The organism is Kribbella sp. NPDC002412 (assembly GCF_053592935.1).
Genome location: NZ_JBSFBL010000031.1, coordinates 70,040 through 92,792 on the forward strand (window position 1 = coordinate 70,040; position 22,753 = coordinate 92,792).

Annotated in this window: 21 protein-coding genes; 12 read left to right on the plus strand and 9 right to left on the minus strand. The window is 69.0% G+C overall.

Annotated features, from left to right (window positions below; translation table 11 throughout):
- Window positions 1–21: 21 nt before the first annotated feature.
- Together ACWCOV_RS24210 and ACWCOV_RS24215 are read right to left on the minus strand one after the other, a co-directional pair.
- Window positions 22–348: a DUF4233 domain-containing protein gene (locus tag ACWCOV_RS24210; RefSeq protein WP_449831570.1), complete on the minus strand. Its 327-nt coding sequence runs from the start codon at window positions 346–348 to the stop codon at window positions 22–24.
- The gene (locus ACWCOV_RS24215; RefSeq protein WP_449831571.1) at window positions 345–1,724 is read right to left on the minus strand and encodes a bifunctional folylpolyglutamate synthase/dihydrofolate synthase; all 1,380 of its coding nucleotides are present in this window, start codon (window positions 1,722–1,724) and stop codon (window positions 345–347) included. The genes ACWCOV_RS24210 and ACWCOV_RS24215 overlap by 4 nt, the downstream gene beginning before the upstream one ends.
- Before the next feature lie 73 nt (window positions 1,725–1,797).
- Between ACWCOV_RS24215 and valS the strand changes: the two genes are divergently transcribed.
- Window positions 1,798–4,338: a valine--tRNA ligase gene (gene valS / locus ACWCOV_RS24220; protein WP_449831572.1), complete on the plus strand. Its 2,541-nt coding sequence runs from the start codon at window positions 1,798–1,800 to the stop codon at window positions 4,336–4,338.
- Between the two features lie 143 nt (window positions 4,339–4,481).
- Window positions 4,482–5,639 carry a hypothetical protein gene (locus tag ACWCOV_RS24225; RefSeq protein WP_449831573.1) on the plus strand — a complete coding sequence of 386 codons (1,158 nt, stop codon included), beginning with the start codon at window positions 4,482–4,484 and terminating at the stop codon, window positions 5,637–5,639.
- Between the two features lies 1 nt (window position 5,640).
- On the opposite strand, the gene ACWCOV_RS24230 is transcribed toward ACWCOV_RS24225, so the two are convergent.
- The gene (locus ACWCOV_RS24230; RefSeq protein ID WP_449831574.1) at window positions 5,641–6,567 is read right to left on the minus strand and encodes an AEC family transporter; all 927 of its coding nucleotides are present in this window, start codon (window positions 6,565–6,567) and stop codon (window positions 5,641–5,643) included.
- Window positions 6,568–6,751: 184 nt separating this feature from the next.
- On the opposite strand from ACWCOV_RS24230, the gene ACWCOV_RS24235 reads away from it, so the two are divergent.
- From ACWCOV_RS24235 to ACWCOV_RS24265, 7 genes are all read left to right on the plus strand, one after another.
- Window positions 6,752–8,047, plus strand: coding sequence for a phosphodiester glycosidase family protein (locus ACWCOV_RS24235; RefSeq protein ID WP_449831575.1), 1,296 nt, complete (start codon window positions 6,752–6,754; stop codon window positions 8,045–8,047).
- A gap of 135 nt (window positions 8,048–8,182) precedes the next feature.
- Window positions 8,183–8,638 (plus strand): YbhB/YbcL family Raf kinase inhibitor-like protein, encoded by a 456-nt coding sequence (locus ACWCOV_RS24240; RefSeq protein ID WP_449831576.1) that lies wholly within the window; start codon window positions 8,183–8,185, stop codon window positions 8,636–8,638.
- Between the two features lie 97 nt (window positions 8,639–8,735).
- Complete coding sequence (locus ACWCOV_RS24245; protein WP_449831577.1) at window positions 8,736–9,779, plus strand: LacI family DNA-binding transcriptional regulator; 1,044 nt, start codon at window positions 8,736–8,738, stop codon at window positions 9,777–9,779.
- A gap of 78 nt (window positions 9,780–9,857) precedes the next feature.
- Window positions 9,858–11,234, plus strand: a complete 1,377-nt coding sequence (locus tag ACWCOV_RS24250; protein WP_449831578.1) for an ABC transporter substrate-binding protein — start codon at window positions 9,858–9,860, stop codon at window positions 11,232–11,234.
- Window positions 11,231–12,172, plus strand: coding sequence for a carbohydrate ABC transporter permease (locus ACWCOV_RS24255; RefSeq protein WP_449831579.1), 942 nt, complete (start codon window positions 11,231–11,233; stop codon window positions 12,170–12,172). The genes ACWCOV_RS24250 and ACWCOV_RS24255 overlap by 4 nt, the downstream gene beginning before the upstream one ends.
- Window positions 12,169–13,020, plus strand: coding sequence for a carbohydrate ABC transporter permease (locus tag ACWCOV_RS24260; protein WP_449831580.1), 852 nt, complete (start codon window positions 12,169–12,171; stop codon window positions 13,018–13,020). Before ACWCOV_RS24255 ends, ACWCOV_RS24260 begins: the two co-directional genes overlap by 4 nt.
- Window positions 13,021–13,045: 25 nt before the next feature.
- On the plus strand, window positions 13,046–15,097 hold the full coding sequence (locus tag ACWCOV_RS24265; RefSeq protein ID WP_449831581.1) for a beta-galactosidase: 2,052 nt from the start codon (window positions 13,046–13,048) through the stop codon (window positions 15,095–15,097).
- On the opposite strand, the gene ACWCOV_RS24270 is transcribed toward ACWCOV_RS24265, so the two are convergent.
- Window positions 15,091–15,579, minus strand: coding sequence for a hypothetical protein (locus ACWCOV_RS24270; RefSeq protein WP_449831582.1), 489 nt, complete (start codon window positions 15,577–15,579; stop codon window positions 15,091–15,093). The two genes, ACWCOV_RS24265 and ACWCOV_RS24270, sit on opposite strands and share 7 nt — an antisense overlap.
- Before the next feature lie 73 nt (window positions 15,580–15,652).
- Between ACWCOV_RS24270 and ACWCOV_RS24275 the strand changes: the two genes are divergently transcribed.
- Window positions 15,653–16,156, plus strand: coding sequence for a sigma-70 family RNA polymerase sigma factor (locus tag ACWCOV_RS24275; protein WP_449831583.1), 504 nt, complete (start codon window positions 15,653–15,655; stop codon window positions 16,154–16,156).
- On the plus strand, window positions 16,153–16,752 hold the full coding sequence (locus ACWCOV_RS24280; protein WP_449831584.1) for an anti-sigma factor family protein: 600 nt from the start codon (window positions 16,153–16,155) through the stop codon (window positions 16,750–16,752). The genes ACWCOV_RS24275 and ACWCOV_RS24280 overlap by 4 nt, the downstream gene beginning before the upstream one ends.
- A gap of 51 nt (window positions 16,753–16,803) precedes the next feature.
- Here the strand turns inward: ACWCOV_RS24280 and ACWCOV_RS24285 are convergent, their stop codons facing one another.
- The 4 genes from ACWCOV_RS24285 to ACWCOV_RS24300 all read right to left on the minus strand — a co-directional run bounded on the left by ACWCOV_RS24285 (window position 16,804) and on the right by ACWCOV_RS24300 (window position 20,560).
- Window positions 16,804–18,057 (minus strand): hypothetical protein, encoded by a 1,254-nt coding sequence (locus ACWCOV_RS24285; RefSeq protein WP_449831585.1) that lies wholly within the window; start codon window positions 18,055–18,057, stop codon window positions 16,804–16,806.
- Between the two features lie 9 nt (window positions 18,058–18,066).
- On the minus strand, window positions 18,067–19,605 hold the full coding sequence (locus ACWCOV_RS24290; protein WP_449831586.1) for an alkaline phosphatase D family protein: 1,539 nt from the start codon (window positions 19,603–19,605) through the stop codon (window positions 18,067–18,069).
- A 143-nt stretch (window positions 19,606–19,748) separates the two neighbouring features.
- Window positions 19,749–20,123, minus strand: coding sequence for a DUF1304 family protein (locus ACWCOV_RS24295; RefSeq protein WP_449831587.1), 375 nt, complete (start codon window positions 20,121–20,123; stop codon window positions 19,749–19,751).
- Complete coding sequence (locus ACWCOV_RS24300) at window positions 20,120–20,560, minus strand: cupin domain-containing protein (protein WP_449831588.1); 441 nt, start codon at window positions 20,558–20,560, stop codon at window positions 20,120–20,122. The genes ACWCOV_RS24295 and ACWCOV_RS24300 overlap by 4 nt, the downstream gene beginning before the upstream one ends.
- Before the next feature lie 150 nt (window positions 20,561–20,710).
- Here ACWCOV_RS24300 and ACWCOV_RS24305 point away from each other — a divergent pair, with 150 nt between their 5' ends.
- Window positions 20,711–21,748: a helix-turn-helix transcriptional regulator gene (locus ACWCOV_RS24305; protein ID WP_449831589.1), complete on the plus strand. Its 1,038-nt coding sequence runs from the start codon at window positions 20,711–20,713 to the stop codon at window positions 21,746–21,748.
- Here the strand turns inward: ACWCOV_RS24305 and ACWCOV_RS24310 are convergent.
- Window positions 21,735–22,637, minus strand: coding sequence for an AraC family transcriptional regulator (locus ACWCOV_RS24310; protein WP_449831590.1), 903 nt, complete (start codon window positions 22,635–22,637; stop codon window positions 21,735–21,737). The genes ACWCOV_RS24305 and ACWCOV_RS24310 overlap by 14 nt on opposite strands.
- Between the last annotated feature and the right edge of the window lie 116 nt (window positions 22,638–22,753).

Here is a 22,753-nt window from a genome sequence, read left to right on the forward strand (position 1 = left end):
AGTAGGTCAGGCGCGCTGAGCCTAACCGGTGTGCGCCCGCTTCGCTTCCTCGATGCGGCGGCCGAGGACGATGGCCGCGACCCAGAAGCCGGCGAACGCCAGGCCGAGCACGAACATCACCGGTACGACGAAGCCGAGCCCGACCGCGCCGGCCTGGACCACCCAGCCGAGCGCGTATCCGACCCGGTTGCGCAGCAGGCCGGCCGCCAGCAGGGCCAGTACGGCGAGGCCGAGGCAGACCGACAGCGCGATCGCCGGCCGGATGCCGGCGATCGAGATCATCACCGGAGTCACCAGCGCGAGCACCAGTGACTCGAACCCGAGGACGATCGACGCCAGAGACCTCATCGGTCGTCTCCCGGCTCGCCGTCCGCCTTCTTCGGCTTGCGGACCAGCAGGGCGCGGGCCTCACCGGCAGTGATCACGGAGCCGGTGATCAGCACGCCGCCAGTACCGAGAGCGATCGCGTTCTCCTCGGCCAGCCGGATCGCGTCGTCGATCGCGTCGATCAGGTGCGGCCGGACCAGGACCCGGTCCTCGCCGAACACCTCCGCCGCGAGCTCACCCAACTCCTCGGCCGGCATCGACCGCTCGACGAAGCTGTTCCGGGTGCAGACGACCGTCTCCATGATCGGTTCGTACGCCTCGAGGACGCCGTACACGTCCTTGTCCTTCATGCAGCCCAGGACGCCGATCAGCGGCTGGAAGGCGAAGGCCTCGGAGACGGTGGCGGCGGTCGCCTCGGCGCCGTGCGGGTTGTGCGCGGCGTCGACGATGATCGTCGGGCTGGTCCGGACGACCTCCATCCGGCCCGGGCTGGTCACCTCGGCGAAGGCGGCCTGGAGCAACTCGGTGGTGACCCGGCCCTCGGCCTGCGGGCTCGCGCCGAAGAGCGCTTCCACGGCCGCGACCGCGGTGGCGGCGTTGTGCGCCTGGTACTCACCGTGCAGCGGCAGGAAGATGTCGTCGTACTCGCCGCCCAGGCCCTTCAGCGACATCAGCTGGCCGCCGACCGCGACCGACCGGCTGACGACGCCGAACTCGATCCCCTCACGGGCGACCTGCGAGCCCACCTCGGCGGCCTTGCGCATCAGCACCTCGAACACGTCCAGGCTCTGCTGCGCCATCACCGTCGTGCCGCCCGGCTTGATGATGCCGGACTTGTCCTGCGCGATCGTGACCGGATCCGCGCCCAGGATGTGCGCGTGGTCGACCGCGACCGGGGTGATCACCGAGACGGCGCCGTCGGCGACGTTGGTGGAGTCCCAGGTACCGCCCAGGCCGACCTCGACGATCGCCACGTCCACCGGGGCGTCCGCGAAGACGGCGAACGCCATCGCGGTCATCACCTCGAAGAACGACAGCGGGTGCTCCTGCTCGGCGTCGACGACGTCCAGGTACGGCGCTAGCTCGGCGTACGCCTCGACGAAGCGCTGCTCGCTGATCGGCTCGCCGTCCAGCGTGATCCGCTCCCGGACCGACTCCAGGTGCGGGCTGGTGAACCGGCCGGTCCGCAGCCCGGCCTCGCGGACCAGGGCGTCCACCATCCGCGCGGTGGAGGTCTTTCCGTTGGTCCCGGTCAGGTGCACCACGGGGTACGCCTTCTGCGGATCGCCGAGCAGCTCGACGAGCCGCCGGACCCGGTCCAGCGTGGGTTCGATCTTGTGCTCCGGCCATCTTTGCTGGAGCCGCGCCGATACCTCGGCATAGGAGAGGTCGCTCATCAGGGCTTCAGTCTAGGAGGGGGTGTGGATAACCGGTCGGAAGCACCCCTTGACAACCACTACGATTGTGCGCATGAGCCAGACGTCCCGTGTTCCAGACAAGCCCACCCTCGAAGGCCTCGAGGAGAAGTGGGCTGCGGTATGGAGGGAGCAGCAGACCTACGCCTTCGACCGGACCGCCGAGCGCGCCGAGGTGTTCTCCATCGACACCCCGCCGCCGACCGTCTCCGGGTCGCTGCACGTCGGGCACATCTTCAGCTACACCCACACCGACCTGGTCGCGCGCTACCAGCGGATGCGCGGGAAGAAGGTCTTCTACCCGATCGGCTGGGACGACAACGGCCTGCCCACCGAGCGCCGGGTGCAGAACTACTACGGCGTCAAGTGCGACCCGTCGCTGCCCTACGACCCGGACTTCACCCCGCCGGCCAAGCCGGACCCGAAGAAGCAGGTCCCGATCGCGCGGCAGAACTTCGTCGACCTGTGCGGCGAGCTGACCCACATCGACGAGCAGGCGTTCGAGGCGATGTGGCGCCGGGTCGGCCTGAGCGTCGACTGGTCGTACCTCTACACCACGATCTCCGAGGACTCCCGGCGGACGTCGCAGCGCGCCTTCCTGCGCAACTTCGCCCGCGGCGAGGCCTACCTGGCCGAGGCGCCGACGATGTGGGACGTCACGTTCCAGACCGCGGTCGCGCAGGCCGAGCTGGAAGCCCGGGAGTACGCCGGTGCCTACCACCGGATCGCGTTCCACGGCGCGGACGGGCCGATCTACATCGAGACCACTCGCCCCGAGCTGATCCCGGCCTGTGTCGCGCTGATCGCCCACCCGGCGGACGACCGCTACAAGCACCTGTTCGGGACGACGGTGAAGTCCCCGCTGTTCGGGGTCGAGCTGCCCGTTCTGGCGCACGAGGCGGCCGAGATGGACAAGGGCGCCGGAATCGCGATGTGCTGCACGTTCGGCGACCTGACCGACGTCCAGTGGTGGCGTGAGCTGCAGCTGCCGGTCCGCACCGTCATCGGCCGCGACGGCCGGCTGCTGCGCGAGACCCCGGCCTGGCTGGAGGGCTCGGAGCTGTACGGCGAGCTGGCCGGCAAGACCGTCTTCAGCGCGCGCGAGCTGATCGTCGCGAAGCTGCGCGAGAGCGGCGACCTGGACGGCGAGCCGAAGCCGACCCAGCGGATGGCGAACTTCTTCGAGAAGGGCGACAAGCCGCTGGAGATCGTCTCCACCCGGCAGTGGTACATCACGAACGGCGGCCGGGACGCGGGGCTGAAGCAGGAGTTCGTCGACCGCGGCAACGAGCTGGCCTGGGTCCCGGAGCACATGCGGCACCGGTACCTGAACTGGGTCGAGGGGCTGAACGGCGACTGGCTGATCTCCCGCCAGCGCTTCTTCGGCGTCCCGTTCCCGGTCTGGTACCCGATCGACGCCGAGGGCGAGCCGGACTACGACCACCCGCTGATGCCGAGCGAGGCCGAGCTGCCGATCGACCCGACGTCCCAGGCCCCGCGCGGGTACGACGAGTCCCAGCGCGGCAAGCCGGGCGGCTTCGAGGCCGACCCCGATGTGATGGACACGTGGGCGACCTCGTCGCTGACCCCGCACATCGTCTGCGGCTGGGAGCGGGACGACGACCTGTTCCGCCGTACCTTCCCGATGGACCTGAACACGCACGCCCACGAGATCATCCGGACCTGGCTGTTCTCCCGCGTCGTCCGGGCTCACTTCGAGAACGGCACGCTGCCGTGGGAGCGGTCGATGATCTCCGGGTTCGTCGTCGACCCGGACCGCAAGAAGCTGAGCAAGTCCAAGGGCAACGCGATCATCCCGGACGAGATCCTGAACAAGTTCGGGTCGGACGCGGTCCGGTGGCGGGCGGCGATGGCGCGGCCGGGGCTGGACTCGCCGTTCGACGAGTCGCAGATGAAGGTCGGCCGGCGGCTGGCGATCAAGGTCCTGAACGCGTCGAAGTTCGTCCTCGGGTTCGGCGCGACGACGGTCGACGCCGCGGCGGTCACCGAGCCGGTCGACCTGGCGATGCTGCAGCGGCTGCGGTCCGTGGTCGCGGACGCCACCGCGGCCTTCGACCGGTACGACTACACCGGCGCGCTCGAGGTCAGCGAGCGGTTCTTCTGGACGTTCTGCGACGACTACGTGGAGCTGGTGAAGGAGCGCGCGTACGGCGGCCAGGGTGAGGCGGCCGCGTCGTCCGCCAAGGCTGCGCTGGCCGTGGCCTTGTCGGTCCAGCTGCGGCTGCTGGCGCCGTACCTGCCGTTCGCGACCGAGGAGGTCTGGTCGTGGTGGCAGGAGGGTTCGATCCACCTCACACGGTGGCCGGAGCCGGATGCCGACCTCGCGGTCGCGGCGCAGGAGCCTGAGGTGCTGGACGCGGTCTCGGAGGTTCTGGCCGGGATCCGTGGCGCGAAGTCGGAGGCTCAGGTCTCGATGAAGACCGAGGTCAGCAAGGTCGAGGTCAGTGGCCCCGCGGCCCGGCTGGCGCTGGCCGAGCGGGCCGAGCCCGACCTGCGCGCGGCCGGCCGGATCACCGGCGAGATCGTCTGGAGCCCGGACGACTCCGACTCGGTGACCGTCGTCGCGACCCTCTGAGGTTCGTTTCACGCCGGCGCCCGCCTCCTTCCGGGGAGGCGGGCGCTACCGTTTCAACTTGAACGACTACGCTGCGGAACCGCCTTTGTGCCGATGTGGAACCATCAGGTCGAACCGCGCGACCACAGTCCCGAGGAGCCCCCATGAGCGACCCCACCACCCCGGCAGCCGGCGGCGTGGCCGGCTCGGCAGGTAAGCCGGCAGACGACAAGCCGGCCGACAAGGCGGCTGACAAGGCGGCTGCGGCGGGTAAGTCGGAGGCGGCGGGCGCGCCTGCGGAGGAGAAGCTGGTCGCGGCGGGCATGCCGGAGGCGAAGCCGGCTGCCGGCGACAAGCCTGCTGGTGAGACGGCAGCCGCTGGTGGGACGAGCAGCAGTGTCGAGGACACCGTGGAGCTCGCGAAGGTCGAGGACGGCGCCAAGGATCAGGCGGCCACCGGGAAGCCGGAGGAGAAGCCGGCTGAGGGAGCTGCCGCGAAGGCGGCTGGCGCGAAGGCTGCAGACGGCACCGGCGCTGACAGCAAGGCCGCAGACGGCAAAGCCGCTGAGGGCAAGGCGGCTGACGCCACGGCAGCTGACGGTAAGCCCGTGGACGGCAAAGCCGGTGACAGCAAGGCAGCTGGCGGGGAAGCAGCTGGCAGCACGGCGGCTGACGTCACGGCCGCTGACAAGAAAGCAGCTGACGGGAAGCCTGCAGACGGAAAGGCGGCTGACGGCAAGGCGGCTGACGGCAAGGCGGCTGACGAGAAGGCGGCTGGTGGGAAGAAGGCTCGGTTGCGGGGGTTGAGGCGGGGGCCCTGGTTGACCGTGGGTGGGGCTGTGGTGGTGCTGCTTGTGCTGGCGGTGCTGGGGTACGTGTGGGGGCTGGGCCCGATGAACCGGCTGAACACCGCGCGCGGGATCACGCCGCCGGGGCAGCTCGCGGGGCTGGACCGGATCACCGACCAGGAGATCCGCAACCAGCTGCAGCTGGACCAGACCCGCGAGGCGCTGAGCCGGATCAACGACGGCAAGCAGGCGACGGTCGAGGCGTACGGGAACCTCGACGGGAACCGGATGTTCGTGGTGATCGCCCTGCGCGGCAAGGTCGACATCGACAAGACCGTCGCGGACTCCGGCGCGACCCCCGACAAGATCAAGAAGGTCGGCCGCGCCACCTGCGTCGAGTCGTCCGGCAATCTGCCGACCCAGTGCTACCGCGGCTCCAACACCCTCACAGTGATCGCCCAGTCCGCGAACGAAGGCGTCACCGTGGACGCGGTCGCCCCGGTCGCCGAGGAAGCCTTCAACGCGATGAAGTAGCTCAGCCCAGCACCCCGGTGATGAGCGTCATCAACGGGATCGACAGCAACGTGCTCAGCAACACCGCGCTCCGAGCAAGCGTCCGACTGCTGCGGTAATGAACCGCGTACACATAGACGTTCTGCGCAGTAGGCAACGCAGCCAGCAACGTCGGCGCCAACAACGCGGCACCCCGCAGATCGAGCACCCACCGGGCAACGGCGTACGCGACCAACGGCGTCGCCACCGTCTTCAGCAGCACGGCCAGTACGACGTCCCGCCGCAAGGTGATCGAGTCCCGCGTACCCCCACTCAGGCTGAGCCCATAAGCAATCAGCCCGACCGGAACAGCCGCCGCAGCCAGCAGATCGATCGGCCGCATCAGCAGCGTCGGCAACTCCACATCCAGCGAAGCGACAGCCAAGCCAAGCAGCGACGCGACCGTCAGCGGATTGCGCAGCGGCCGCATCAGCACGGTCCGTAGCGACACCCGCCGCCCCGACCCTTGCCGATCCCCGTCGAGGACGGCGAACGCCACCGGCGCCATCACCAGCAGCTGGAACAACACGATCGGCGCCACCAACGCACCATCACCAAGCACGTACGCCGCGACCGGAACACCCAGGTTGCCCGCGTTCACGTACGACGACGCCAGTACGCCGATCGTCGCCTCGGACCGGGTCCGTCGCCAGATCACCACGGCCACCAGCAGGAAGATCAGCTGCACCACGAACAGACTGACCACGTTCGTGACCAGCACCGCGGAGAAGATCGAGTGCAGATCCGCCCGCGCAACCGTGGTGAACAGCAGCGCCGGCGTCGCCACGAAGAACGCCAGCCGCGACAGCACCAGCTCGTCCTGCGCACGCAGTACGCCGAGCAAACCGACGACGTACCCGAGGACGGCGACCGAGACCAGTGCGACGAAGGCGCCAACGACGGCGGACACAGCAGGTCAGGCATTCAGCGACGTCGGCACGGCCGCGATCCTATACGAAACGGTGCCTGGACTCCGCTGACAACTCAGCCACTGAGATCTCCCCCGTATCGGCACGAACCCTTAACCTGTCAGATGCTGACGAGTTAGCGACTTGATCGGAAAGATTCCACCAGCGACGAACAGGATGGCCGGTATGACAACCTTTGCGCGACTCCCCCGCGCCGCGGTGACCGCAGCTTCCGTGCTCGCGACCGTGGCCACGCTGGGCGCCGTCCCCACGGCGTACGCCGACAGCAGTGCATCCGAACAGCAGCTCACCCAGGCGCTGCCCCTCGGCGACCAGGACCTGGCCGAGACCCGGACCAGCCAGGTGCTGGCCGAGGGCGTCACGCTGACCAAGATCATCCGCGGCACCGAGCCGGCGCCTGCCGACCAGATCAACACCACGACCCGCGGCCCGTGGGTCGTCAACGTCCTCACCATCGACCCGGCCAAGTCCAAGGGCCGGCTGGAGGCGACGTACGGACCGGACCTGGCGAAGGTGGAGAAGACCTCCGATCTGGTCCGCACCTCCGGCGCCCTGGCCGGCGTGAACGCGTCGTTCTTCACCTTCACCGCCAGCCAGCTGTACCCGGGCGACCCGGTCGGCCTGGGCATCTTCGACGGCAAGCTGCTGAGCGAGCCGCTGACCGACCCGGCCGAGGCCAACCTAGTGATCGATGCCCACAGCAACAAGGTGCTGACCGGCCACCTGCGCTGGACCGGCGAGGTCCGCAACCGCACGACCGGCGCGGAGCTCCCGCTCGAGTTCGTGAACCACCCGCCGGTGGTCCCGACCGCGTGCGCGACGCTGCCCGACCAGACCACCTGCGCCGAGCCGGGTGACGTCGTCCTGTTCACCCCCGAGTTCGCCGCCGCCACCCCGGCCGGCCACGGCATCGAGGTCGTCCTCGACCGGCGCGGCTGCGTCGTGAAGTCCTCGGCCACCCGTGGCACCAGCCTCACCCCGGGCCAGACCTCCCTGCAGGCCACCGGCAAGGACACGGTCGCGCTGCTCGCCGCGACCGCGACGGGCTGCCTGACCAAGGACATCGAGGTGTCGGACCAGAAGGGCGAGAAGGTCCCGCTGCGCAGCGGCCTGTACGGCGTGACCGGCCGCTACCAGCTCACCTCCGGCGGCGAGATCGTCGTACCGGACGGCACCGGCAGCTTCTTCGACCGCAACCCGCGGACGATCGCCGGTACGACGCAGGACGGCAAGATCCTGCTGGTCACGATCGACGGCCGGCAGACCACTAGCGTCGGGACGACCATGGACGAGACGGCGGCGGTCGCGGACGCACTCGGCATGCACGACGCGATCAACCTGGACGGCGGCGGCTCGACCGCGATGGCGCTCGGCGACGGGACCCTGGTCAACCGCCCGAGTGGCGCCGGCGGCGCCGAGCGGGCGGTCGGCGACGCGATCGTCTTCGTCCCAGGCCGCTGACGCTCGCAGGGGCAGCAAACCACCAGGTCGTGCGACTCTGAAGTTGTGCGACTGCGGTTGCTGCCCCTGCTCCTGACCGGCCTGGGGATGGCTGGTTGCGGCGGCACGCAGCCGGAGTCCGGGAAGGAGCCGGCCATGACCGCACCCAGCAGCATCACCGTGACGAGCAGAGCGTTCCAGGACGGCGGGAGGATCCCGAAGAAGTTCACCTGCGACGGGGACGACGTGTCCCCGCCGCTGGCCTGGAAGGGCCTTCCGCCCAACACGGGTTCACTCGCCCTCGTGGTCGACGACCCGGACGCACCCCGCGGGACCTTCACGCACTGGGTGCTGCTCGACCTGGAGCCGATCACCACCGCCATCCCCGAAGGACAGGTGCCGCCAGGCGCCAGGCAGGCGAACAACTCGGCGGGCAGACCGACGTACTTCGGCCCCTGCCCGCCGAGCGGCACCCACCACTACCGCTTCACCCTCTACGCCCTCTCCGAGGCGACCGGCCTCCCCGACGGCACCAAGCTCGACGAGGCCCTCGCCGCCATCGACGCCAGAACCCTGGCCCGCGGCCGCCTCACCGGGCTCTACAAGCGTTAGATGTCACATTCCCGTAACTGGGGATTGACCTTTCTGACTACGTAGACACATTCTGACTACGCAGTCAGAATGACTGCCCCGCATAAAGTGAGGGCCCATGAGTGAGGCGAAACCGGCACCGAACGGCGGTCGCGGCCGTCGTCCCGGCAGCACGGATGTCGCCCGGCTGGCGGGTGTCTCGCAGAAGACCGTCTCCCGGGTCCTGAACGGCGAGCCGTACGTGAAGGAGGAGGTCCGCCTCCGCGTCCAGGCCGCCATGCGCGAGCTCGGCTACCGCCGCAACAACGCCGCCCGGGCCCTCAACTCGGGCCGCACCCGGCGGATCGGAGTGGTCTGTCTCGGTACGGCGCTGTTCGGCCCGTCGACCCAGTTGGTCGCGATCGAGCGGACCCTGCGCAGCACCGGCTACTCGCTGAGCATCGTCAACACGCTCGAGGGCGACACCGGCGGCGTCGCCGGCGCCGTCGAGCACCTGCTCGAGCAGGGCGTGGACGGCATCATCCTGTCCGAACCGATCGACGAGGGTGACGACCAGCCGATCGACGTCGACCTGCCGGTGCTGAGTTTCGGGCAGTTCCCCGGACTCACCGCCCGATCCGCGCTCTACACCGGCGGCGACAACACCAGCGCCGGCCGGCTGGCGACCGAGCACCTGCTCGGTCTCGGGCACCGAACCGTCTGGCACGTTGCCGGGCCGCAACGCTGGTGGGCGGCCCGGGAACGGCTCGAAGGCTGGCGGCAGGCCCTCGCCGCCGCCGGTATGCCCGAACCGCCTGTGCTCGAAGGCGACTGGCTGCCGGCCTCAGGCTATGAGGCCGGCCGGCAACTCGCCGCCAACGACGAGGTCACCGCGATCTTCGTCGCCAACGACGACATGGCCATCGGGGTGCTGCGCGCGCTCGCCGAGGCCGGTCGTTCCGTCCCCGGCGAGGTCAGCATCGTCGGCTTCGACGACATCCCGTCGGCCGCCTACCTGAGCCCGCCGCTCACCACCGTCCCGCAGGACTTCGACGCGCACGTCGCCCGCGGGATCGCGAACCTGGTCACGGAGATCGAGTCGCCCACCGGCGACCGCTCCCCCGCGCCGGAGCCACCACCGCTCCGGCTGGTCATCCGTCACTCCACCGCTCCCGCGTCCTGACCGACGCCCCCAGCAGGTAGGGCGCACGTCCGCCACTACCTGGGCACCGCCTTGCCAACTTCCGAGGAGTTGTTCGCAGTGTTCACATTCCCGAAGAGGAGCCGGCGACGCGCCGGCACCGCGCTCACACTCACCGCCGCGCTCGCCCTCGCCGCCTGCGGCGGAGGCGGCGACGACTCGTCGTCGGACGGCGCCGCCCCGGCGCAGGCCGTCAGCCAGGCCGAGATCGACAAGGCGATGACCACCCCGACCGAGCTGACCTTCTGGACCTGGGTCCCGAACATCCAGAAGGAGGTCGACCTGTTCCAGAAGAAGTACCCGGCGATCAAGGTGAAGGTGGTCAACGCCGGCCAGGGCGAACCGCAGTACACCAAGTTGCGCACGGCGCTGAAGGCCGGCAGCGGGTTCCCGGACGCCGTCCAGATCGAGTTCCAGTACATCCCGACGTTCTCGCTCACCAAGAGCCTGATGGACCTGCGGCCGTACGGCGCCGAGGCGCTGAAGGACAAGTTCGTGCCCTGGACCTGGCAGCAGGTGGTCGGTGCCGAAGGCCAGGTCTGGGGGATCCCGCAGGACAGCGGCCCGATGGGGATGCTGTACCGGCAGGACATCTTCGACAAGCACGGCATCGCTGTGCCGAAGACGTGGGACGAGTTCGCCGCGGCCTCCCGCAAGCTGCACGCCGCGGACCCGAACGTCTACATGACGAATCTCGCGCAGAACCAGGCCGGTGTCTGGTTCGGTCTGCTGTGGCAGGCGGGCGTCAAGCCGTTCGAGAACCCCACCGCCGATTCCGTCAAGATCGACCTGAACGGCGAGGGCTCGAAGAAGCTCGGCGACTACTGGAACGGCCTGATCAAGGACGGCGTGGTCAGCGCCGACGCCGACTTCACCGACGCCTGGTACCAGGCGCTGAACCGCGGCAAGTACGCCACCTGGCTGACCGCCGCGTGGGGTCCCGTCTTCCTGGAAGGCAGCGCGAAGGCGACCGCCGGCAAGTGGCGGGCCGCGCCGCTGCCGCAGTGGGAGGCCGGCCAGAACGTCTCCGGCAACTGGGGTGGTTCGACGACAACCGTCGTACAGGGCACCAAGAACCCGATCGCCGCGGCGAAGCTGGCCGAGTTCATCAACACCGATCCCGCGTCGACCAAGATGTTCGCGACCGAGCAGTTCCTGTTCCCGGTCACCAAGGCGCTGCTGGCCGACCCGGCCTTCGTCGACCGGCCGCTGCCGTTCTACGGCGGCCAGACGGTGAACAAGCTGTTCGCCGAGATCAGCGACACGGTCGACACGAAGTTCCAGTGGCCGCCGTTCCTGGACCAGGCCGTCAACGACTGGGACGAGACCGTCGGCAAGTCGTTCGCGAACAAGAGTGACACCGGCGCCGCACTCGACCAGTGGCAGCAGCGCACCACGACGTACGCGGAGAACCAGGGCTTCAAGGTCGGGCAATGAGCGTCAACGTCACCGAAAGGCTCGAGTCCCGGACACCGAGCCGCGGTGAGGTCCGCCGGCGGAGGCGTGGTGTCAGCCACGCCTCGACCGGCTACCTCTTCGTCGCGCCGTTCATGCTGGTGTTCCTGGCCATGCTGGTGCTGCCGCTCGCGTACGCGGCGTACCTCAGCCTGTTCCTGGAACGGCTGATCGGCGGCACGGTGTTCGCCGGACTCGAGAACTACACCCGGGCGCTCACCGATCCGCGACTGCTCGAAGGGATCGGCCGGGTCGGGCTGTTCTTCCTGATCCAGGTACCGATCATGATCGTGATCGCGCTGGTGGCCGCGCTGGCGATCGACAGCGGCCTGCTCCGGATGGCGAAGGTCTTCCGGCTCGGCATCTTCCTGCCGTACGCCGTGCCGAGCGTGGTCGCCGCGCTGATGTGGGGTTACCTGTACGGCCGCGACTTCGGCCCGTTCACCCAATTCACCGACGCCCTCGGCCTCCCGGCGCCCGAGTTCCTCAGCAGCGGCTGGATGCTGGGATCGCTGGCGAACATCGTCACCTGGGAGTTCACCGGCTACAACATGATCATCCTGTACGCCGCTCTCCGGGCCGTGCCGCACGAGCTCTACGAGGCCGCGGCGGTGGACGGCGCCGGGGCGATCCGTACGGCGTGGAGCATCAAGATCCCCGCGCTCCGGCCGGCGCTGCTGGTGTGCGTGATCTTCTCGGTGATCGGCAGCTTCCAGCTGTTCGCCGAGCCGCAGCTGATGCAGCGGCTCGCGCCGAGCGTGATCGACAGCGCCTACACGCCGAACCTCTACGCCTACACGCTGGCCTTCACCGGCCAGGAGGTGAACTACGCCGCGGCGGTCTCGTTCCTCCTCGGTGCAGTCATCGTCGTCGCGTCGTACACCGTTCTGTTCGTCACCGCGCGGAGGAGCCGGTCATGACCGAACGACGAAGCAACGTGCTCATGATCGGCATGCTGGTGGTGCTGATCTACTTCCTGCTGCCGCTGTTCTGGCTGTTCGTGGCCTCGACCAAGAGCATCGGTGACCTGTTCTCGAGCTTCGGGCTGTGGTTCGCCGGCGACTTCTCGTTGTTCGCCAACATTCGCGACACCGTGACGGCCGACGGCGGGGTGTTCGTGCGCTGGATGGGGAACACGGTCGTCTACTCGGTGACCGCCGCGGCCGGGGCGGCGTTCCTGTGCGCGCTCGGCGGGTACGGCTTCGCCAAGTACCGGTTCCGCGGGAACGGGCCGATGTTCGGGCTGGTGCTCGGCGCGATCATGGTGCCGACGACGGCGCTGGCGATCCCGACGTACCTGCTGTTCAGCAAGGCCGGGATGGTGAACACGCCGTGGGCGATCATCCTGCCGTCGCTGGTCAGCCCGTTCGGCCTGTACCTGATGCGGATCTACGCGCAGGACGCGGTGCCGGACGGGATCATCGAGGCGGCCCGGATCGACGGCGCGGGTGAGTTCCGGATCTTCTTCCAGGTCGCGCTCCGGATGCTTGCCCCAGGCATCGTCACGGTCGTGCTGTTCACCCTGGTCGCGACCTGGAACAACTACTTCCTGCCGCTGATCATGCTCAACAACCCCGATCTGTACCCGATCACCGTCGGCCTGGCCGGGTGGTCGTCGCAGGCCAGCGCGGGTGGCGGGACGACCGGAGCGGTGCTGTCCCTGGTGATCACCGGATCCTTCCTGTCCATCCTCCCGCTGATCGTGGCCTTCCTGCTGCTGCAGCGCTACTGGCAGTCCGGCCTGTCGACCGGCAGCGTCAAAGGCTGATTCCCTTTCTACCCTTGGAGAAACTGTGCAAGAGCGTGTGCTCTTCGGGGCTGCGTACTACCACGAGTACCAACCACACGACCGGCTCGAGCAGGACCTCGACCTGATGGCGGCGGCCCGGTTCTCGGTGATCCGGGTCGGCGAGTCCGTCTGGTCGACCTGGGAGCCCGAGAACGGCCGCTTCGACCTGGACTGGCTGCAACCCGTCCTCGACGGCGCGCACGCGCGTGGCATCGCCGTACTGCTGGGGACTCCGACGTACGCCGTGCCACCGTGGCTGGTCCGCCTGTACCCGGAGATCGCGGGTGAGCGGAAGACGGGTGAGCGGATCCCGTGGGGCGCCCGGCAGGAGGTGGACTTCACCCACCCCGGCTTCCGGTTCCACGCCGAGCGGGTGATTCGCAGGATCGCCGACCGGTACGCCGGCCATCCGGCGGTGATCGGGTTCCAGGTCGACAACGAGCCGGGGAACGAGCTCTTCCACAACCACGGCGTCTTCCAGCGGTTCGTGGACAGCCTGCGGCACAAGTACGGCGACGTGCAGACGCTCAACGACGAGTGGGGACTCGTTTACTGGTCACACCGGTTGTCGGACTGGGCCGACCTGTGGACACCGGACGGCAACTACCAACCGCAGTACGACGTCGCGTGGCGGCAGTTCCAGGCCGACCAGACCACCGAGTTCATCGGGTGGCAGGCCGACATCGTCCGCGAGTACGCCCGGCCCGACCAGTTCGTCACCACCTGCATCTCCTACGAACGCCCTGCGATGGCCGACGACGAGCTGGTACGGCGCCTGGACGTCACGGCAGGCAATCCGTACTACGCGATGCAGGACGGACTGCTGCATCCACAGACGTCTCCAGCGGAGCAGAACTGGACCACTCGGAGCACGTGGGCGCTCTACCTCAGCGCGGACCGCATGTACTCGTCACAGCAGCGGCCGTTCCTCGTTACCGAGACGAACGCGCAGTCGATCGGCTACCCGTGGGACAACCGGCCCGCGTACGACGGCCAGTGGCGGCAAGCAGCGTGGGCACTCGTCTCGCGTGGCGCGAAGATGATCGAGTACTGGCACTGGCACACGCTGCACTTCGGCGCAGAGACCTACTGGGGTGGCGTACTCCCCCACAACGGCAAGCCGGGCCGGACCTACCGGGAGATCGCTCAGCTGGGCGCCGAGCTGGAAGCCGCCGGTGAACTGGTGGCCGACCTGACCCCGGACAGCGACGTCACCATGCTGTACTCGCTCCCGAGCAAGTGGCTGATGCAGAAGTACCCCGCCCTCTCCCACGAGGACGGCAGTCCGGACGACCGCTCGTACCACGGCCTCTTCGACCCCTTCTACCGTGGCGCATTCGACGCCGGCCTTCAGGTGCGCATCCAGCACGCGAGCCAATTCACCGGCTCTGCGGACCCGGTGCTCGTCGTCCCAGGTCTCTACCTGGCCGACGACGCACTGCTGGAGAAGCTGGTCGCTTACGCCGCCGGCGGCGGTCACCTGGTCATCGGACCGCGCACCGGGTACGCCGACCTCGAAGCGCGGGCTCGTACCGCCACCATGCCGGCCGGCCTAGCTGCGGCGGCCGGCGTCTCGTACGACGAGTACAGCAACCTCAGCGTGGACCTGCCGGTCCGCGCCGCCGCCGACTCGCCACTACAGCTCGGCGACGACGCGGCTGCGACCCGGTGGGCCGACGGACTGCAGGTGGACGGCGCCGACGTACTGGCGAGCTACGAGCACCCGCACTTCGGGCGGTGGCCGGCGATCACCACCCGGGCACACGGCGACGGCCGGATCACCTATGTGGGCACAGTTCCCAACGGTCCGCTTGCAGTCGCGCTCTTCCGCTGGCTCGCGCCTTCGACGTGGACCGATCTGCCTTCGAGCGTGACCGTCACGTCGGCGACCGCCACCGACGGCCGTCGGCTCCGGTTCGTCCACAACTGGTCGTGGGACAGCCTGAGTATCGACCTTCCGGCCAAGCTGCACGACGTACTCGCGGACAGCGCGGTCAGCGACAAGCTCGACCTCGGCCCGTGGGACGTGCGGGTGCTGGTGGAGCCGAGTCAGTAGTCGTAGCCCGGGTTGGACGGAGCTTGGGTCGGGGCGGCACCGGTTGTCGCGGCACGCCAGGTGAACGTGGTGTTGCCGAAGGCATCCTCGAGGTTGTGTCCCTTGTGCTGCCCCGCCCCGGTGTCCAGCTTGAACGTGTAGAGGGGCTTGCCCTGGAACGTGAGCTGGCTCTCGCCGTTGTCGGGGCGCTGGACGACGGCCAGTCCGTCGACCGACTTCGCCGTACTCTCGGATCCTTCGGCCGGGAACCAGAACGACAGGCAGCTCTCCGTGCACTTGATCGTGCCGTCGGCTTCCTGGTCGGCGAAGTACAGGGTCTTGCCGGACGCGTCGACTAGGGTCTGGCCGAGGCCGTCGACCTCCTGGACCGAGACGGCGTCGCCGGCGGGCGGATCGCCGGCTCCTTCTCGGGCGCTGCCACCACAGGCTGTGAGCAAGGCCAGCGCCGCCGTTGCTCCAAGCAACAATTTGAGGTTCTTCACCCGAGCAAGTACGCACGGCGGGCCGTCCGGGTTCAGTTGAACCTTTGACGGCGCTGCTGCGTATTTCCTAGGTGTGGATGACGAGACGGTGATCCGCGCGCTGTACGACAGGTACCGGCGACCGCTGTTCGGCTACGTCCTGCGTTCGGTGGGCGGTGACCACCAGTACGCCGAGGACATCGTCCAGGAGACGATGACGCGCGCCTGGGCGCACTCGGCCGAGCTCGACCCGGACCGGGCCGGGCGCTGGTTGTTCACGGTCGCGCGGAACCTGGTCATCAGCGGGCAGCGCAAGCGGGCCGCCCGGGTGACGGAGGTGGCGATCGACGGGCGCGAGTTCGCCGCGCTGGGCGACGACATCGACCGCGTTCTGCAGGCGTGGCAGGTGGCCGAGGTGCTGCGCGGGCTGAGTCACGACCACCGGCAGGTGATCGTCGAGCTGTTCTACCGGCGCCGCACCGTCGCGGAGGCGGCCACCGTCCTCGGGATCCCGCCTGGGACGGTCAAGTCGCGGAGCTACTACGCCTTGCACGCTTTGCGCGCCGCACTGGAGGAGAAAGGAGTGACGGGCTCATGACGTGTCCGGAGACCATCGCAATCGGCGCGTACGTGCTCGGCGCCCTCGACGTCGAGGAACGCCGGGCCACCGAGCGGCACCTCGTCACCTGCGACTCGTGCCGCGAGGCGCTCCTCCAGTTCGCCCACCTTCCGGGACTGCTGCACGCCGTACCCCTGGATGACATCGAGGCCGACGAGCCGCCTCCACCTCTTCAGCTGCCGGTACGACGTACGCCGCGCCGACGGACTCTGGTCCTGGCAGCGGCAGCAGTCGTGATCGCGGCTGTCGTCGGCATCCTCGGTTGGCAAGCGCCGAGGGACGAGGTCACCTGGACAGCCACCGGCGGCATCGACGTGACCGCCCGGCTCACCAGCCACCCGTGGGGCACCGACATCAAGCTGCAGATGGCCGGACTACCGCCGGCCGAGCACTGCAAGCTCATCGTCCACGGCCGCGACGGCACCACAGAGATCGCCGGCTGGTGGGCGACGACCAGCACCTACCAGGCCGACGTCCCGGCCAGCACGTCGATCCCGCTGGACGACATCGACCGCCTCGAGGTGGTGACGTCCGGGGACACGGTGATCAGCACGGTCACACCCACGACACGGTAGCGGGGCCGTGGGATGGCGGCCGGCCGGTTGTTCGACCGGCCGCCTTCTGAGTCACCAACTGTTGTTGGAGAAGTCCTGGCCCAGGTAGATCTGGTCGTAGGTGTTGCCGTCGTTGTCGTCGGTGTACGCGGCGACGACTTGGGCGTACGGCGAGACGGCCACGGTCATCTGCTCCTGCCGGCCGTCAGGGAGAGAGTTGAGCTGCTGCGCCGACAGCCGGCCGGTGTCGGTGCCGTTGGTACCGAAGCCACGGACCCAGACGTTGAGGTCGGTGGCCTGAACTGTCCAGCCGACGACGGTCTGGGATGCGTCGTCGATGCCGATCGACGGCGCCTTGGCGCCGGCCGCCACCTGCACGTCAGCGAACCGCGCGGTCCCGGTTGCGGTGAAGCTCCGCGTCCACGCACCCGCCGTACCGGTGTGGTCGGACTCCCACGCAACTGCGAAGTCACCGTTGAAGTTCGCCGCTACAGCCGGGTGCGTCTGCTGGCCCGTGGTGTTGGAGTTCGCGACGCGGCGAGACAACGTGGCCGCACCGTTGATCCGGCCCAGCCGGATCAGCCCGATCTCGTACGACGCGTTGGCATCCCCGTCGTCATCCCACACCACGACCGCGTCACCTGACGCGGACACAGCCACGTCCGGGTTGTGGTGCTGCCCGGTCGTGGTCGATGCAGTGACTTCCCAGGCGCGTGTCGTCGGACCGGTGTACCCGGCCGCCTTCACGGTCGCCGGCGCAGTGCCCTGAATGTCCTCCCACACCACTGTGAACGCGACCGCACCACCCGCCGGTGCGCCGTCCGGGTCCACGGAGACGCGCGGGTTGATCTGCTGACCGTCAGAACTGCTGTTGGCGGAGCCGGAGGCGGTGACCGTACCGGCTGTGTTCACCACGCGATACGGGATGTTGTAGTAGCCGTTGCCGTCCGGATCGTCCTGCCACACGACGACCGCATTGCCCTTGTCGTCGAGCCCGACGTCCGGGTGCAGGTGCCGCCAGTTCGTGACTCCACTGCTGCCTGCGGCGGACAGCTTGACCTCGTAGAGCGCCGTACCGTTGCGGAAGGTCCGTAGGTAGATCTCGCTGTGCACGTTGGTCGTCGCGTCGTCCGTGTCGCGGTCGTCCTCCCACACCACGGCGGTGTAGCCGTTGCGGTTGGTCGCGATCGCCGGGTTGTCCTGGTCCCCCGTCGACACGCTGTTGGCCGTCGACCAGGTCGGGGTGGCGATGTGGGCGTGCGCGGGCAACGCAGTGAGCGCGAGCGACGATGCCGCCAGTGCGGCGATGGCCAGTGTCTTCCTCATCGTTCCCCCTCACACAGCCTGCAGGCCGGGCTGGCCCTCTTCGATGACGAACGACTTCACCGTGGACGCGGCGGCGCCGTGCTCCGACACCTTCGCGACCGCGCGGAAGTCGGCCCGCAGCTCCGTCGGGCTGATCGTCGTACGGACGTAGCCGCGCCGGTTGTTGTAGAACTTCAGCCACGGATTGGTCCCGACGTCGGGGATCGTCGTCGAGCCGTCGCCGTCGCCGCTGGAGGTGACCGAGCTGGTGACGAGCTCGGAGCCGATGGTGGCCGAGCTCGCGTTGTTGTAGTCGGCCTTCAGGTCGCTCGCCCACGCGCGGTGGACGTCACCGGTGAGGACCACCGGGTTGCGGGTGCCGCGGGAGACCCAGCCCTGCTGGATGCGGGCCCGGGACGCACGGTAGCCGTCCCACGAGTCCATGCTCGCGCCGCTCGCGTTGAAGCGCCGCGCAAAGAACACCTGCTGGCCGATGATGTCCCAGGTGCCGTCGTGCTGGGCGAGTCCGTCGAGCAGCCAGGTCTCCTGAGCGTTGCCGGGCAGACTGCGCGACGCCAGATCCGCGTCCGAACACACCTTCCAGCCGTCGCCGCAGGCCTGGTCGCTGCGGTACTGCCGCGTGTCGAGCATGTGGAACGTGGCGAGGTTGCCCCACCGCAGCCGGCGGTACAGCGGAATGCTGTTGCCGTTGTTCGCCTGTGCGGGCCGCAGCGGCATGTTCTCGTAGTACGCCCGGTACGCCGCAGTCCGCCGAGCCGTCCACTGCGCGGTGGTCAGCGACGGCGTGCTGTCCGCCCGCACCATGTTGGCGTAGTTGTTCTCCACCTCATGGTCGTCCGGTACGACGATCCACGGCGCGGCCGCGTGCGCAGCCTGGAGATCCGGATCGGACTTGTACTGCGCGAACCGCCGGCGGTAGTCCGCCAGCGTCACGATCTCGGTCGTGCCGGCGTGTGTCCGCGTGCGGCCGGCCACTGCGCCGTACTCGTAGATGTAGTCGCCCAAGTGCAGGATGAGGCCCGGGTTCTCCTCGGCCATCCGGCGGTAGACGGTGTAGTAGCCCTCCTCGTAGTGGGCGCAGGAGGAGAACGCCATGACCAGGTCACGCCCGTTGGTTCCGACGGCGGGCGCCGTACGCGTCCGGCCGACCGGTGAGAGGTGGCCTTGGGCACGGAAGCGGTAGAAGTAGTCCGAGTCGGGATTGAGGCCACCGGCAACGACATGCACCGAGTGCGCGGCGGCGTACGCCGCGGTGACCGAGCCGGACGCGACGAGGGTGCTGAAGGTGTCCGTGGTGGACACCTGCCAGTCGACGGTGACGTTGGCGTTCGCCATGCCGCCTTGACCGTCGGCGTTGAGGGGCGATGGCGCCAGCCGGGTCCACAGCACGACGCTGCTGGCGTCCGGTTCACCGGACGCGATGCCCAGCTGGAACGGGTACGGGACGGCCGCGGTCGCCGCGATCACGGTGGAGCGGACCGGGAGGGCGCTGGCTCCGGCGGCGGCAAGCCCGCCGAAGACAAGGGTTCTGCGACTGATTGGGCTCATGGGCCTCACCTTCACTACTACTCAGGGCGGTGGGCTCCCCGGACGGTGAAGCGAACGGAGCCATCCGGGGAACCTTGAGAGTGCGTGGTGCTTGGTACCCATAGTGAGACAATTTGTGTAACTTTCCTACCGCTCGTAGCTGCCTAGTTGAGGGCAAGGACGAGCAGTATCGCGGCTGGAACCCCCTCCATCAGCGCGTTGAGCCAGAGCCTGGGCTGCGAGATCACCAGGACGACGGCCAGGAAGGTGTGCTGGGCGGCGGTGAAGATGATCAACGCCTCCCCCTGCGGCAGATGATCGGTCTGCACGAGTACGACGCCGGCCACCAGCGCAACCGCGGTCGTGAGGTTGTACCAGCCCATGTTGACCGTCCACATCCGGACCGCGCCCAGGTCGCCGGGCTTGGTCAGGAACATCGGGTAGAGCCTCGGGTTCCGGTAGAGGAACGCCTCCATCACGAACACCACGGCGAGCATCACCGCGATCGCGATGGCCAGCACCTGCGCCGCCGTACTCATGTCGGGGCTCCGGCGAGCATCACCCCGTGCCGGCTGGAGACCTCGCCCAGCGCCGCGTAGTCCGTCGGGTCGACGGTCGACAGGTCGGCGAAGAAGTCGCCCATCTTCCCGGTCTGGCTGACGGCGAGGAACTTCGCCGACGGGGTCAGCACCGAGAACGTGTTGACCGTCCCGGCCGGGATGCTGATCGACGAGCCGGGGCCGAGGTCGTAGCCCTGGTCGCCGGCCTGGACCAGGATCCGGCCCTGCAACACGTAGAACGCCTTGCTCCAGCTCTCGCTGTGCGGCGGCGCGGCCGGTCCGCGGGGTGCGTCGATCTCGAAGATCTCGTACTGCGCGCCGGTGTGCTCGCCGCCGACCTTCACCGTGACGGTCGCGTCCGGGGCGACGTACTCCGCGCCGGTGCCCGCTGTGCTCAGATGCACCGATTCAGTCATGATGCCCTCCCCTGCTCGTTTTGGTTGCTTGTGCCGACCGTAGGAACGCTCGGCGGCGGGATCCATCCCGTCCGGCTGGGCTCGTCGCGAGGCCTGAATCCCCACATTTCGGGGATAGGCGGGCGGTCGGCGGCGGCGCATACTGAGCGCATGTGGGAGGGCCGGGCGCGGGCCGCGCGGCGCGACATCGCGGCATTGGCGACGTCAGGACTGGGCGTCGCGCAGCTGCACGCGGCCGCGATCGAGGTGCTGGAGCAGGTCATCGGCGACGACCTGACCTGCTGGGCGTCGATGGACCCCGGCACGCTGGTGATCAGTTCGATGACCAGCGGCAGCGCGAAGATCCCGGCGGAGTACGAACCGACGCTGGCCGAGACCGAGTACGCCGCGGACAACCCGAACTCGTTCGCCGAGCTGGCCAAACGGCCGTACCCGGTGGCCCGGCTGTCGGACCTGCCGTACCGCGAGGTCGTCCGGCACCGCCGGCTGAACGAGGTCTGGCGGCCGCTCGGGATCGAGCACGAGTTGCGGGCAGCGTTCGTCGTCGACGGGGACTGCTGGGGTGCGGCCGGGTTCGTCCGGGGTGGGACGGATTTCACCGACCGCGAGGTGGAGTTCCTCGGGTCGGTGGCGCCGGCGATCGGCGCGGCGACGAGAGTGGCGGTGCGCACCGATGCCCACGGGTATCGAGGAGGGGCCGGACCGTCGATCGTGGTGACCGGGCCGGGCGGCGAGCCGCGTGCGGTCACGCCGGCCGCGCAGGCCTGGCAGGACGCGCTGGACGGGCGGTTCACCACTTTGCTGCGCGCCGTGGTGACCGGGACGCTGGCCGCCGCGTCCGGGTCGTTCCAGGCGCGGGTGCAGACCGCGACCGGTGGCTGGGTTGTCATGCAGGGCAGCCGGTTGATCAGCGACGACGACCAGTCCGAGGTCGTGGTCACGATTGAGCCGGCGTCCGGCCGTCACCTGGTCGGCATGCTGCTGGCGGCGTACGGACTGACCACCCGGGAGCGCGAGATCTGCCTCGAGGTGATCTCCGGTCACACCACTCCGGAGATCGCCGACCGGCTGTCGATCTCGCCGCACACCGTGCAGGACCACCTGAAGGCGGCGTTCGCCAAGGTCGGCGTGCGCAGCCGGGGCGAACTGGTGGCGACGCTACGGCCGGACGACCTCACGTACCACTGAGCGCCGGCTGCTTGCGGTAGGCGCCGGGCGCGATCCCGAAGTCGCGCTTGAACGCCTTGGCGAACGCGAACTCCGAGGTGTACCCGATCTCCTTGGCCACGGCGGCGAGCGGGCGGTCGTGGTCCCGCAGCAGGCGCGCGGCCGTCGTCATCCGCCAGCGGGACAGGTAGGTCAGCGGCGGCTCCCCAACGGCCTCGGTGAACCGTCGGGCGAAGGCTGCACGGGACAGCCCAACCTCCGAGGCGAGGTCGGCGACGGTCCAGTTGGCGCCGGGCTTCGAGTGGATCAGCTCGAGCGACTGCGCGACCGCGGTGTCGGTGAGCGCCCGCGACCAGCCACCTTCGGTGGGGCACCGCCGATCCTCCAGCCAGGCTCGAAGGATCAGCACGAGGAGCGCATCCACCAGAGCCGGTACGACGGCCGCCGCCCCCGGCCGGTTCGCGTCGAGCTCCTCACCAAGGATCCCGATCGCGGTGTGCAGAGTCCGGTGCCGGCCTGGATCGGCCGGGACGTGAACGACCTCGGGCAGGTTGGTGAGGACCGGGTGCGGGCGCTGGCGATCGAGCCGGTACGCGCCACACAGCAGCAGCGACCGGGCGCCGTCGCCGCCCGTCGGGAGGTTCTCGGGATCGAAGTCGACCACCGGCGAGTCCGGGTGGTCTGCCAGGGTGTGCTCGAGTCCGCGCGGCAGCAGGACCGCGTCGCCGGGCCCGAGCGCGATCGGCGACTCGTCGGGCGCGAGTAGCCAGGACGTCCCCTGGTGGATCACGTGGAACGCCGCCGTCAGCGCCTCGGCGAACCGCAGCCCCCACGGCCCGCGCACCTCGGTCCGCCCGGACGTGGCCGGACCCGACCGCATCGCGGTCAGCACATCAGCGAGAACATCCATGGCTCCCATGATACGCGTGCGTCGCAAGACGATCAGACATAAATCAGCGCTGGATGGACATAGAACCGCTTCCGCTTCGCTCCTAAGGTGTAGGTAATACAACGATCAACCAAAAG